We start from the raw sequence: 12779 nt of genomic DNA, 5'->3' as shown, positions 1-12779 counted from the left end.
CGCGCCTACTCTCCCAGCTCGATCTTCTCGGTGACTTCCTCGTCGTTGAGCTGGGGGCGGGGCAGGGTGTCGAGCGTGGCGCTCAGCAGGCGGAAGGTGGGGGCGACGTAGGGGGAGACCTCGGGGCCGAGCTCGCTGGTGTACTGGGCGGTGAGCTCCTTGTAGCGCTCATCCTCGGAGGGCCAGCTCCCGGCGGCCTGGGCGGCCCAGACCTCCTGGCCATCGCGGCAGCGCAGCAACTGGGCCTTCACGGAGGCCTCCACGCCGTTGCCAGTGCGCTTCACGTCGGGGGAGAGCCAGAGGATGCCCTCGAGGTTCTCGACGCACAGCCCCTTGAAGGCGGGATCCTCGGGGTTGCCGTCGAGGGCGACGTTGGCCTTGGCGATGAAGTCGCGGTTCTGGTTGACGTAGCGGCGGGCGACGAGGCTCCACAGCTCGCCGACCTCCTTCTTGCCGTCGGGGAGGGGCTGGGTGACGACCGCGAGCCGCTTGACCTGGGTCTTGTCGACGGTCTCGTAGTCGGGGCGGACGCGGCTGCTCTTCACGGTGGTGCAGCCGGCGAGCAGCACGAGTCCCAGCACGAGCGCGAGTCGGTTCATGGTCCTTTTCCTCTCCGGCCCGGCTCCCGGCGCGGGAGGGGCCGCCCGTTTCTACACTACGCGAGGGGTGGAAACGCACGCCCTCGCGACGGCACTGCTCACCGCACGGCCATCATCACCAGCCGGGACAGGCCGTAGACGAGCACGGACATCAGCGCGGCGGCGGGGATGGTGAACACCCAGGCCCAGATGATGCGGCCGGCCACGCCCCACTTCACCGCGCGCCAGCCCCTCGTCGAGCCCACGCCCACGATGGCGCCCGTGATGGTGTGCGTGGTGGACACGGGAATCCCCAGCTTCGCCAGCGCGATGATGGTCACGCCTCCGCCCGTCTCCGCGCTGAAGCCACCAATCGGCGCCAGCTTCGTGAGGCTGTGTCCCATCGTCTTCACGATGCGCCAGCCCCCGAAGAACGTCCCCAGGCCGATCGCCGCGTGGCACGAGATGATCATCCACCAGTCGATGTGGAACTCGCGGTCCCTCCAGATGGTGCCGAAGAGCACCACCGCGATGATGCCCATCACCTTCTGCGCGTCGTTGGTGCCGTGGCTGTAGGAGAAGATGCCCGACGACACCAGCTGCAGGCGCCGGAACCACGTGTCCACCTTCAGCGGCGTCTGCTTGTGCACCGCCCACGTGCTCGCCAGCATCACCAGCGTGCCGAGCACCATGCCAATGACAGGGGAGATCACGATGAAGGCGGCGATCTTCAGGATGCCCGCGCTCTCCAGTCCGGCGACCCCGAGCATCGGCAGCGTCGCTCCAATCATGCCCCCCGCCAGCGCGTGCGAGGACGAGGAGGGCAGGCCCCACCACCACGTCAGCAGGTTCCAGGCGATGGCGCCCATGAGCGCCGAGAAGATGACCAGCAGCACGGCCTCGGGGCCCTGGGCGCGCAGCATCTCGAAGTTGATGATGCCCTTGCCCATGGTGTTGGCCACCTTCACCCCACCGCCGAACGCCGCGATGAAGTTGAAGAAGGCCGCCCACGCCACCGCCAGGTTGGGCGACAGCACTCGCGTGCCCACCACGGTGGCGATGGAGTTGGCCGCGTCGTGGAAGCCGTTGATGAAGTCGAAGACGAGCGCGACCGCGACGATGAGGATGACAGCGGCGAGCAGCATCAGGAGTGCTCCAGGACCACGCCTTCAATCACGTTGGCCACGTCGTTGCACTTGTCCGTGGCCGTCTCGATGAAGTCGTAGATCTCCTTCCACTTGATGACCGTGAGCGGATCCGCGCCACTCTTGAAGAGCTTGCCCAGCCCCGAGCGCAGCGCCTCGTCCGCCTGCGTCTCCAGGCGCTTGATGTCCTTGCAGCCCGCGAGAATCTGCTCCGGCTTCTTGATGGTCCGCAGGTTCGCCACCACCTCGCGCACCTTCTCCGCGCTCAGCACCAGCAGCCGAGCCAGCTCGGTGGCATCCGGGAGGCTCGACTCGATTTCGTAGTAGTGCAGCCGGGCCGCCGCCGCGTTGGTCAGGTCCAGCACGTCGTCGATGCGCGAGAGCAGCGAGTGGATCTGCGTCCGGTCGAACGGGGTGATGAACTGCTTGTGCAGCCGGTTGAAGGCGGTATGCGTCACCTCGTCGCCCTTGTGCTCCACGTCCTTGAGGGCCTGCACCCGGGCGGCCACGTCCCGGTAGTCACTGAGCAGGGCGTGCAGCATGCGCGCGCCCTCCACGGTGACGGCGCACTGGGCATCGAAGTCGTCGAAGAACTCGTCCGACTTGGGCATCAGCTTCTCGAGCATCGCGCTTCTTCTCCTGGACCGGGTGTGACCCGTCCGTTACCGGTGCGTGAGTACAACACCTGTGAATAAGTTCCAGCAGGAAACATGGGCCGGGACACTCAGGGGGACTGCAGCAGCGCCTTCACCCGCTCCACCACCTGCTGCACCTTGAAGGGCTTGAGGAGGACCTCCACCCCGCTCACCCGGGAGGAGGCGTCCGGACGGGCCGAGAGGACCAGGACGCGCAGATGGCTCGTGGCGGGGTCCGCCCGGAGCAGGCGGTACAACTCGGCGCCGTCCATGTCGGGCAGCATCAGGTCCAACAGGACGAGGTCCGGCGGCGCCTCACGCACTCGCGCCAGGGCTTCCTGGCCGGTGTGGACCTGCGTCGTGGTGAAGCCGGCCCTTCCGAGGTTGTACGCCAGCAGCCCCGCGAGATCCGGCTCGTCGTCGACGATCAGGATGTGCGGCATGCGCGGACTGTAGGGCACCGGCCGCGCCAGCTTGTGACACTTTCGTGACAAGCTGACACCGAGCCGCCGCGCCGCTCAGGTAATCCACTCACCGCGCGATTCGAACACCCACTGGCCGTCGCACGAGAGCCCCCTCAGACCTTGTAGAGCAGGTCCATGTACTTCTTGAGCAGATCGCTGATCAGCCCGCGGAAGGGGACCGTGCCGGCCATGCCGTAGACGGGCGCCATGGTGCCCTTCTCGCCCGGGTTGGCGCGCACGTGCTCGACGGAGGCCTTCAGGTCCTCGAGGAAGCGCTCGGCCACTCCAGGCTGCGTGTGCCGCTGGGTGACGCACAGGTGCACCGCCGCGGGCTTGTGCAGGCCATTGAGGCTCCAGCCCTTCGCGCTCATCTGCTCCATGACCTTGTAGATGTCCACGTCCGTCGAGCCGAAGGCGATGACGAAGAGCGGCTCGCCGAGCACGTGCAGGCCGGGGGTGGCGCGGATGCCTCGCTTGATGATGTCCGCCGTCTCAAGGATGCGCCGGGTGGCGTCCAGGTAGCCCTCCTCACCCGTGGCCACGAGCGAGGCCCACGCCTCCGCGATGAGCGCGCCGGCCCGGCTGCCCGCGAAGGTGGGCGAGAAGTAGATGCCACCGGGCCACTCGGTGGCGGTGAAGTACTGGTGCGAGCGCAGCGCGGTGCCGCGGTAGAGCACCACGGAGGAGCCCTTGGCCGCGTAGCCGAACTTGTGCGTGTCCGCGGACATGGAGGTGACACCGGGCAGCCGGAAGTCGAAGGCCGGCACGGGGTAGCCGAGCTTGCGCGCCCAGGGCAGCACGAAGCCGCCGAGGCACCCATCGGTGTGGAAGCCGATGCCCCGCTTGCGCGCCAGCTCCGACAGCTCCTCGATGGGGTCGATGGTCCCGTGCGGGAACGACGGCGCCGAGCCGATGAGCACGATGGTGTTGCGGTTGATGGCCTTGCGTGTGGCCTTCACGTCGGCGCGGAAGTCCTCGCCCACCGGCACGTGCACCATCTTGATGCCGAAGTAGTGCGCGGCCTTGTCGAAGGCGGGGTGCGCGGTGGAGGGCGCCACCATCTCGGGATGGGTGATGCCCTTCGTCTCGCGCGCCCAATCCCGGTACGTCTTCATCGCGAGCATGATGCTCTCGGTACCGCCCGAGGACATGGAGCCGCAGATGTGCTCCTCCGGCGCGCGGCCCACGTTGGCCTCGGCAGCCCCGAGCATGTCCGCCGTCATGGCCACCACCTCGGCCTCGAACTTGGTGGCGCTCGGCCAGAGGTCCGCGTGCAGCGGGTTGCTCTGCGAGTTGAGCGCGTACACGCGGTTGAGGAAGTCGATGTGCCCGGGGTCCCCGTGGTACACGGCGCCCGACACGAAGCCCTCCTTCCAGCGCGACTGCTCCTTCTCCTCCATCTGGCCCATCTCGCGCAGCACCTCCTCGGGCGAGAGCCCCTTGGCCGGGAGCTTGTCGTAGGTGGGCAGCTTGCCGCGGTAGGGCTTCAGGTCTCCCTCCAGCTCGGCCAGCATCGAGCCCGTCTCCTTCTCGAGCCGGTCGCGCAGCAGGGGGACTTTCTTGAGGTAGCGCTCCGCCGTCGACAGCAGCCGGGACGGGACGCGGTTGAGGAGGCTCGCTCCGAGCTCGGGCAGGTCCATGGTGTGCTTTCCGTTTCTCAGGCGCTCCGGGCCCGGTTGAGCCGCGCGAAGATGGCCTTGTTGTTCTTGTAGAGGTTGACGAACTCGCGGAAGAGCTCGTCGTAGAGCACGCGGTTCTTCGGGTTGGGCTCGAAGGTGTTCGCGATGGGGACGAGCGAGGGAATCTCGTCCACGGTGAGGTGCCCGAGCGCCACCGCCGCCTGGAACGCCGCGCCGCGCGCGTTGGCGAGCACGGGCTCGTCCACCTGTTGGATGCGCCGGTCCAGCACGTCCGCGATGATCTGACACCACAGCTTCGAGCGCGCCCCTCCGCCGATGATGCGGATGGGCTCCAGCTTGCGGTTGACGAACTTCTCCACGTAGGTGAAGAGCCAGCGCGAGTTGTAGGCCACGCCCTCGAGCACGGCGCGCACCATGTGCCCGCGCGTCGTCTTGAGGGATTGGTTGAAGAAGCCGCCGCGCAGCCGCTGGTCGTCCACGGGGCTGCGCTCGCCGTTGAGCCAGGGCATGAAGATGAGCCGGTCGCTCCCGGCGGGGACGCGCTCGGCCTCCTTCTCGAGCACCTTGTAGAGGTCCGCGGACGCCTGGCCGTGGTCATCGTGGGGATTGCCGTCGCGGGCGAGCTCCTCGTGGCCGAAGAGGATGTTGTCCTTGAGGAAGGACAGACAGATGCCGGCGGACTCCTGCTCGTTGGTGAGCAGGTAGCGGCCGGGCAGCGCCGAGGGCAGGGTACCCATCTGGTGGAGCACGTCCGTCTTCTTGTAGGGCACGTGGCAGCTGATCCAGGAGGACGTGCCGATGCACAGGTGCGTCTCGTGGTCGCGCACCGCGCCCGAGCCCACGGCGGCCGCGAGGATGTCCGGCGCGCCGGTGACCACTTGCACCTTCTCGCTCAGGCCGAGCGCCCGGGCGGCCTCGGGCTGCAGGGGGCCGAGCACGGTGGCGGCGGGCACCAGGTCGGGCAGCTTCTCGCGAGGCAGGCCCGTCATCTGGAGGAGGCGCTCGTCGTAGTTGATGCGCTGGAGGTTCCGGTTGTCCGTCACCCAGTGCAGGGTGATGGAGTCATAGGAGGACGCGAGGCGGCCGCTCAGACGCAGGTTGAGCCAGTCCTTGGGCTCGAGGAACTTGTGGGTGGCGCGGTAGACGTCGGGGTGCTCGCTCTGGAGGTAGAGGATGTGGCCGAGCGGGTCCTTCCCCGAGAGGCTGGGCGCGCCGCCGGTCAGCCGCACCCAGGTGAGCAGGCGGGCGGCGCCGTAGCCCTCGATGGGCATGAAGCCATGGGCCACGCGCCGGACATGGGGCGCGCCGCGCGAGTCCATCCAGATGATGGCGGGGCGCAGGGGCTTGCCGCGCTCGTCGACGGCGACGGTGCCGGACCACTGCGAGCTGACGTTGACGCCGATGATGTCGTCGGCGGAGACGGTGCCCTGCTCGAGCATGCGGCGGGTGCCGCGGATGATGGCGGCCCACCAGGACTCGGGGTCCTGCTCGGCGCCGCCGTCGGGCAGTAGATCGAGCGGGATCGGCTCGACATCTTTGCCGAGAATCTTCCCCCGGGTGGTGATGACCGCCAGCTTGACGGCCGAGGTCCCGAGGTCGATGGCGAGGATGGATGCGTTCGCGGGGGTGGGCACCCCGGTAATGTAACGAGCCGGAGCCGTCATGGGGCCAGCCGCGCGCGCCCCTGAGCGTTTCCTATTGGAAAGCTTTGCATGGCATCTTGCGCTCCCATGATTCAGAGCGAGCCCACTCCTTCACCCGGAACGCGCCGGAGCGGCCGAGCGGGAGACGCACGGCTCGCCTTCGAGCGCGTGGGCACTCGCACCGTGGTGCGCACGGCGCTCGCGCACAGCCCGCTGCGGCTGCTCACGCCTCGCAACCACGGGCACGCCGCCTGGGTCTACACCAGCTCGCTCGGAGGGGGACTGGTGGACGGCGACCACCTCACCGTGGACCTCGAGGTGGCCCCGGGCGCCTCCGCACTCCTGTCGAGCCAGGGCTCCACCCGCGTCTACCGCTCGCCTCGTGGCTGTCGCAGTGAGCTGTCCGCCCGCGTGGCCGAGGGCGCGCTGCTCGTGCTCGCGCCGGACCCGACCATGTGCTTCACCGGCGCCCGGTACGTGCAGCGCCAGGACGTCCAGCTCGCCCCGGGCGCCTCGCTCGTCCTCATGGACCTCGTCACCGCCGGCCGTAGTGCCAATGGCGAACGTTGGGCCTTCACGCATTACGCCTCCACGCTCCGTGTCCACCGCGAGGGCCGGGCCCTCATCGACGAGCGCTGGTTGCTCGACCCCGCCCACGGCTCGCTCCCCGAGCGCCTGGGCCGCTTCGATGCGCTCGGCACCGTGCTCCTCGTGGGGCCCGCCCTGGACTCCGCCCGCGAGGCGCTCGCGGCACGCATCGGCGCCCTGCCCGTCACCCCGCGCGCCGGACTCGTCTGCTCCGCCAGTCCCCTCGGGGCCGATGGCCTGGTGCTCCGGGCCGCGGCTTCCTCCGCCGAGGCCCTGCTGCGCACCGCTCGCGAGTGGCTGTCCTTCGTGCCCTCGCTGCTCGGGGATGACCCCTGGGTGCGCCGCGCGTGACGTCTGACATTCCTGGCGGGGGATGACGCGTGGCGCTAGGGTGCTCCCCTCGCACCCGGAGGGACGCATGCACCTGTCGCCGCGGGAAATCGACAAGCTGATGCTGCACGGCGCGGGCTTCCTCGCCCAGAAGCGCCTGGCGCGAGGAGTCCGGCTCAACTACCCCGAGGCGGTGGCCCTCATCGCCACCCAGCTCCTGGAACTCATCCGTGACGGCCGCGGCGTGGCCGAGCTGATGGACCTGGGGCGCAAGCTGCTCGGGCGCTCGCAGGTGATGGAGGGCGTGCCGGAGATGGTGGCCGAGGTGCAGGTGGAGGGCACCTTCCCGGACGGCTCGAAGCTGGTGACGGTGCACCACCCCATCGAGGCCGAGCACGGGGACCTGTCGCTGGCGCTCTACGGCAGCTTCCTTCCCGTGCCGCCGCTGGAGCGCTTCACGCGGGCGCCTCACGACGAGGTGCGGCCGGGTGAGGTGCTCGTGCAGCCGGGCGAGCTGGTGCTCAACGAGGGCCGCGACGCCGTCACCGTGGAGGTGACCAACCGGGGAGACCGTCCCGTGCAGGTGGGCAGCCACTACCCCTTCTTCGAGACGAACCGCGCGCTCGTGTTCGACCGGGCGAAGGCGTACGGGCGGCGGCTCGACATCCCCGCGGGCACGGCGGTGCGCTTCGAGCCCGGGGAGAAGAAGACGGTGTCGCTGGTGTCCATCGCGGGCGAGCGCGTGGTGCGGGGCGGGAACGCGCTGGGCTCGGGGCCGGTGACGCCCGAGAACCAGGAGCGAGCCCTGGCCGAGGTGTCCCGCCAGGGCTTCGGTCACGAGGAGGGCGCATGAGCCGGAAGATGGATCGCCGTCACTACGCGGACATGTTCGGCCCCACCACGGGGGACCGGGTGCGGCTCGGGGACACGGGGCTGTTGGCGCAGGTGGAGAAGGACTTCACCGTCTACGGCGACGAGTGCAAGTTCGGCGGCGGCAAGGTGCTGCGCGACGGCATGGGCCAGAAGTCGGGAGCGACCGACGCCGAGGCGCTCGACTGCGTCATCACCAACGCGCTCATCGTCGACTGGACGGGCATCTACAAGGCGGACATCGGCATCAAGGGCGGGCGCATCGCGGGCATCGGCAAGGCGGGCAACCCGGACGTGATGGCGGGAGTGACGCCGGGCATGGTGGTGGGCGTCACCACCGAGGCCATCGCGGGCGAGGGGCTCATCGTCACGGCGGGCGGCATCGACTCGCACATCCACTTCATCTGCCCGCAGCAGGCGGACGAGGCCATCGCCAGCGGCATCACCACCTGGGTGGGCGGCGGCACGGGGCCGGCCACGGGCACCAACGCCACCACCTGCACGCCCGGCGCGTGGAACCTGCGGCGCATGTTGGAGGCCACGGACTCGCTGCCGCTCAACATCGGCCTCACCGGCAAGGGCAACAGCTCGCGCCCCGAGGGCCTGCTGGAGCAGATAGCGGCCGGAGCCATCGGCCTGAAGCTGCACGAGGACTGGGGCACCACGCCGGCCGCCATCGACACGTGTCTCTCCGTGGCCGAGGGCGAGGACGTTCAAATCACCATCCACACGGACACGCTCAACGAGTCGGGCTTCGTGGATGACTCGATTGCCGCGTTCAAGGGCCGCACCATCCACACGTACCACTCGGAGGGCGCGGGAGGCGGGCACGCTCCGGACATCATCCGCGTGTGCGGCGAGCCCAACGTGCTGCCCAGCTCGACGAACCCCACGCGGCCGTACACGGTGAACACGCTGGATGAGCACCTGGACATGCTCATGGTGTGTCACCACCTGGACCGCGAGATTCCCGAGGACGTGGCCTTCGCCGAGAGCCGCATCCGCGGGAGCACCATCGCCGCCGAGGACGTGCTGCACGACCTGGGCGCCATCAGCATGATTTCGTCGGACAGCCAGGCGATGGGCCGGGTGGGCGAGGTCATCACCCGCACGTGGCAGACGGCACACAAGCTGCGCGAGCAGCGCGGGCGGCTGCGCGAGGAGCGCGGCGACAACGACAACCAGCGCATCCGCCGCTACGTGGCCAAGTACACCATCAACCCGGCCATCGCCCACGGCCTCTCGCACGAGGTGGGCTCGGTGGAGGTGGGGAAGCTGGCGGACCTGGTGCTGTGGCGGCCGGCCTTCTTCGGGCTGCGTCCGGAGCTGGTGGTGAAGGGCGGCTTCATCGCCTGGGCGCAGATGGGAGACCCGGGCGCGTCCATTCCCACGCCGCAGCCCTATTACATGCGGCCGCAGTTCGGCGCGCGCGGGCGGGCGCTGGGGGCCACGAGCATCGCCTTCGTCTCGGGACGCGCGCTGGCGGATGGCATGGTGCGGTCGCTCGGACTGACGAAGCAACTGTCCGCGGTGCGGCGGTGCCGGGGGCTCGGCAAGCGCGACATGAAGCTCAACGACGCGCTGCCCAGACTGACGGTGGACCCGGAGACGTACGAGGTGCGCGCGGATGGCGAGCTGCTCGTGTGCGAGCCCGCCGTCCGCCTGCCGCTGGCGCAGCGCTACTCGCTGTTCTGAGGGACGGCCATGGGCTACCCGTGGAGGGTGCTGCAACTGGCCGACTCGGGCTTCCCCACCGGGGGCTTCGCGCACTCGGGGGGGCTGGAGGCGGCCGTCCAGCAGGGCGAGGTGCGCGGCCTCGAGGGCCTCGAGCGCTTCGTGCGCGAGCTGCTCTGGCAGGCGGGGCACGGGGCGCTGCCGCTGCTGAGCGAGGCCTGGCGCGAGCCCGGCTCGCTGGAGACGCTGGACGCGCGGGCCGAGGCATTCCTCACCAACCACGTGGCCAACCGGGCGAGCCGCACGCAGGGGCGGGCCTTCCTGGACACGTGCGCGCGCATCTTCCCCGGGCCCGTGGGGCCTCTGCGCCAGTCCGCCCGGGCGGCGGGGCTGCGCTACCACCACGCGCCGCTCTTCGGGGCGGTGCTGCGCGCGCTGGACGTGGCGCTGTCCGACGCGCAGCAGCTCCACCTGTCCCTCACCCTGCGGGGCGCGCTGTCCGCGGCGGTGCGGATGGGGATTGTGGGCACGCACGAATCCCACCAGTTGCAGCACCAGTGCGCGCCGCTGCTGGACGCGGTGCTCGAGGCCTGCGCCGGGCTGGGCGTGGAGTCGCTGGCGCAGACCTCGCCCCTGATGGACCTGCTGGGCTCCACCCACGACCGGCTCTACTCGCGGCTCTTTCTCTCCTGAGGTGACACCATGCACGACGACCACCGTGGCCATGGCCACGACGACGACCACGACCACACGCACGAGGACTGGGACCACCCGGGGCACTACCACGAGCGCGAGGAGCCCAAGCGGCGCGACTTCTCCGACCGCTCGTTCACCATCGGCATCGGCGGTCCGGTGGGCAGCGGGAAGACGGCGCTGGTGCTCGCGCTGTGCCGGGCGCTCCGGGACAACTACCGGCTGGGCGTGGTGACCAACGACATCTTCACCAAGGAGGATGCCGAGTTCCTCGTGCGCAACAAGGCGCTCTCGCCCGAGCGCATCAAGGCGGTGGAGACGGGCGGCTGCCCGCACGCGGCCATCCGCGAGGACATCAGCCACAACCTGCTGGCGCTCGAGGAGCTGATGGAGGAGCTCAAGCCCGAGCTGCTCATCGTGGAGAGCGGCGGCGACAACCTGGCGGCGCAGTACAGCCGCGAGCTGGCGGACTACACCGTGTACGTCATCGACGTGGCGGGCGGGGACAAGGTGCCGCGCAAGGGTGGCCCCGGCATCACCCAGTCGGACCTGCTCATCATCAACAAGACGGACCTGGCGCCGCACGTGGGCGCGGACCTGTCGGTGATGGAGCGCGACGCGAAGAAGATGCGCGGCGAGGGGCCCTTCGTCTTCACCCAGGTGACGAAGGGCGTGGGCCTGCAGGCTGTCGTTGAGCACCTGCTCGGCGCGTGGCGCAAGGCCACCGGCTCGGCCTGACGGCTACCCGGCGGCGAGCTTCACCACGTCCTCGGGCTCGGGGGCGGCCTGCCGCTCGAGGACACTCTCGCGGTAGGCAATCGCCCGCGCCCGCATCATCGCGCCGAGCGGGCGCAGCTCCTCCACCGCGTGCCACGGGTCGAACGACATCCGCTCCACCTGCTCCTCCAGCTTCACGCCGCTCGCCGACGTGAGGTCCTGCTGGGGCAGCACGAGCCGGGCGAGCTCGTGGAAGGGCGCGCGGTCCTCGGGCCAGAGCACCGAGGCGTCCTCGATGGGGGTGGTGCGCTCGTCCACGAAGAGCTGGGCGCGGAGGCTCCACGAGAGGGGGCCGGAGCGCAGGCGCGCGACAAGGTCCTCACGCAGCGAGCTCGCGCTCCCCGTCACCGCACCCGAGGGACCCACGGGAACGAGCGCGAGCTTCGCCGCCGTGGCGCCCAAGCGCAGGGGCAGCGCCGTGTAGAAGGGCCCGGTGGCCAGGGACGTGGGCTTGGGCATCGAGGCCAGACGCTTGAGCAGCCGCAGGGTGCGGCCGGGCCCGAAGGTCCCGAGGAGGCGCGGCAACAGCAGCGCGGGCCCCGTGGTGTTGGCGCGCACGAAGGAGACGAACTCGTCGGGGTCGCGGAAGGGCGTGGAAGGGGTGTGGATGAAGAGGAAGTCCTGGGTGCGCTTGTCCTCGAGGCCGGGGATGAGCTTGCGGCCCGGGACGCCCACGAGCTTCAGGGCCATGCCGCGCACGTCCGGAGTGCGGTCGTGCTGGTGGCGGCCCGAGCCGTTGGAGAAGCGCACGTAGACGGGCCAGGAGCGCGGCTCGGCGAAGAAGGCGACGCGGAGCGGCTCGGGCAGGCCGGCGGGGACGAGGAGCTCACCCTGGGCTCCGACGTGTCCCTTGGCGTGCAGGGCGCGCGAGGGAGGGCCCCCTCGCGCGTTCTTCTTCTGCAGGGCCCGTAGCTCGGAGGCGTAGCGCTCGAAGCGCTCCGTCTCATCGGGGGCCACGGTTTCCTTCCAATCGGTTGCGCCGGAGATGTTCATCCGGCGCAGCTTACTTCCGATTCAGCGGCTTCAATGGGCCTCGGACTTGTCCGAGCGCTCCTTCGAGAGCGGATGCAGCACGCCGCGCCCTAAATGTGTTCGTATATCAGGAGGTCGTGTTGTCTTGTGTCTTGGTGGTGGGCACAGCGTCGGAGGAGAGATCCTTCGTCAACTCGCCGCTTGGAAGCGCGGCAAGTGCACCTTCGACGAGTAAACGCACCTGCAAGAAGAGTTCTGGCAAGCAGATTCCCTCAATCGCCTTAAGGTGACTGAGTTTCACGCTCCTGAGTGCGGTTGCGTAGAACCAAGTTGGTTTATCGAGCCTCAGGGCCTTTCCTGCTGCCGAGTTCTCACGCACTTCGATTGCCACGTACTCAGTGCGTGGAGTGCCAGTCCCACAGACGACCAGAGCGCGCTCCTCATCTTTGAAGATGCGTACGATGATCGCTGGCCGCTCCTTGCCGTTGATCTCGACTAGGGCCTTACCGCGCACTATGAGCTGAGGCTTAGGACGCGGAGGGGTATACCGGTTCACCCGAGCGCTCCGCGTCGGCGTTGAATCGTTCGTAGGCCTCGCGCACCACTTTGGTTTGCTCGCTGAGAAGCTTCATGTCGAACCGCATGTGAAGCGGAACGAACTCATTGGGCACGTCCATGTCGGGCATAGAGGCGAACAGAGCGACAGACTCACGTGCTTGTTCAACCCAGTACTCCGCTAGAGCGAACCCGAGCCAACCCTCGACAGGGCG

Annotated in this window: 14 protein-coding genes; 5 read left to right on the top strand and 9 right to left on the bottom strand. The window is 69.2% G+C overall.

What is annotated here, in order from left to right:
* Positions 1 to 5 precede the first annotated feature (5 nt).
* From ACJ8AN_RS28150 to ACJ8AN_RS28125, 6 genes are all read right to left on the bottom strand, one after another.
* The gene (locus tag ACJ8AN_RS28150) at positions 6 to 599 is read right to left on the bottom strand and encodes an MXAN_6521/LA_1396 family lipoprotein (protein ID WP_407758585.1); all 594 of its coding nucleotides are present in this window, start codon (positions 597 to 599) and stop codon (positions 6 to 8) included.
* Positions 600 to 697: 98 nt separating this feature from the next.
* Complete coding sequence (locus ACJ8AN_RS28145) at positions 698 to 1723, bottom strand: anion permease (protein ID WP_407758584.1); 1026 nt, start codon at positions 1721 to 1723, stop codon at positions 698 to 700.
* Positions 1723 to 2349 (bottom strand): DUF47 domain-containing protein, encoded by a 627-nt coding sequence (locus tag ACJ8AN_RS28140; protein ID WP_407758583.1) that lies wholly within the window; start codon positions 2347 to 2349, stop codon positions 1723 to 1725. The genes ACJ8AN_RS28145 and ACJ8AN_RS28140 overlap by 1 nt, the downstream gene beginning before the upstream one ends.
* Positions 2350 to 2447: 98 nt before the next feature.
* The gene (locus tag ACJ8AN_RS28135; RefSeq protein ID WP_407758582.1) at positions 2448 to 2801 is read right to left on the bottom strand and encodes a response regulator transcription factor; all 354 of its coding nucleotides are present in this window, start codon (positions 2799 to 2801) and stop codon (positions 2448 to 2450) included.
* Between the two features lie 134 nt (positions 2802 to 2935).
* A complete protein-coding gene (locus ACJ8AN_RS28130) occupies positions 2936 to 4462 on the bottom strand; it encodes an aminotransferase class V-fold PLP-dependent enzyme (RefSeq protein WP_407758581.1) in 1527 nt (508 codons plus the stop codon).
* 17 nt (positions 4463 to 4479) lie between these two features.
* On the bottom strand, positions 4480 to 6126 hold the full coding sequence (locus ACJ8AN_RS28125) for an FGGY-family carbohydrate kinase (RefSeq protein WP_407758580.1): 1647 nt from the start codon (positions 6124 to 6126) through the stop codon (positions 4480 to 4482).
* 66 nt (positions 6127 to 6192) lie between these two features.
* On the opposite strand from ACJ8AN_RS28125, the gene ACJ8AN_RS28120 reads away from it, so the two are divergent.
* From ACJ8AN_RS28120 to ureG, 5 genes are all read left to right on the top strand, one after another.
* Positions 6193 to 7044, top strand: a complete 852-nt coding sequence (locus ACJ8AN_RS28120) for an urease accessory protein UreD (protein WP_407758579.1) — start codon at positions 6193 to 6195, stop codon at positions 7042 to 7044.
* A 67-nt stretch (positions 7045 to 7111) separates the two neighbouring features.
* Positions 7112 to 7876 carry an urease subunit gamma gene (gene ureA, locus ACJ8AN_RS28115; protein ID WP_407758578.1) on the top strand — a complete coding sequence of 255 codons (765 nt, stop codon included), beginning with the start codon at positions 7112 to 7114 and terminating at the stop codon, positions 7874 to 7876.
* Complete coding sequence (gene ureC / locus ACJ8AN_RS28110; RefSeq protein WP_407758577.1) at positions 7873 to 9588, top strand: urease subunit alpha; 1716 nt, start codon at positions 7873 to 7875, stop codon at positions 9586 to 9588. Before ureA ends, ureC begins: the two co-directional genes overlap by 4 nt.
* A gap of 9 nt (positions 9589 to 9597) precedes the next feature.
* On the top strand, positions 9598 to 10260 hold the full coding sequence (locus ACJ8AN_RS28105; protein WP_407758576.1) for an urease accessory protein UreF: 663 nt from the start codon (positions 9598 to 9600) through the stop codon (positions 10258 to 10260).
* Positions 10261 to 10269: 9 nt separating this feature from the next.
* Positions 10270 to 10998, top strand: a complete 729-nt coding sequence (ureG, locus tag ACJ8AN_RS28100) for an urease accessory protein UreG (RefSeq protein WP_407758575.1) — start codon at positions 10270 to 10272, stop codon at positions 10996 to 10998.
* A gap of 3 nt (positions 10999 to 11001) precedes the next feature.
* On the opposite strand, the gene ACJ8AN_RS28095 is transcribed toward ureG, so the two are convergent.
* The 3 genes from ACJ8AN_RS28095 to ACJ8AN_RS28085 all read right to left on the bottom strand — a co-directional run.
* Positions 11002 to 11994, bottom strand: a complete 993-nt coding sequence (locus ACJ8AN_RS28095; protein ID WP_407758574.1) for a catalase — start codon at positions 11992 to 11994, stop codon at positions 11002 to 11004.
* A 142-nt stretch (positions 11995 to 12136) separates the two neighbouring features.
* A complete protein-coding gene (locus tag ACJ8AN_RS28090) occupies positions 12137 to 12565 on the bottom strand; it encodes a hypothetical protein (protein WP_407758573.1) in 429 nt (142 codons plus the stop codon).
* On the bottom strand, positions 12537 to 12779 hold a 243-nt coding region (locus ACJ8AN_RS28085; protein ID WP_407758572.1), incomplete at its 5' end, for a hypothetical protein. The genes ACJ8AN_RS28090 and ACJ8AN_RS28085, both read right to left, overlap by 29 nt.

Source organism: Archangium sp. (assembly GCF_045802675.1).
GTDB lineage: Bacteria > Myxococcota > Myxococcia > Myxococcales > Myxococcaceae > Archangium.
Note: the sequence above shows the minus strand (reverse complement) of the source record. Positions and strands in the feature narration are given on the sequence as shown.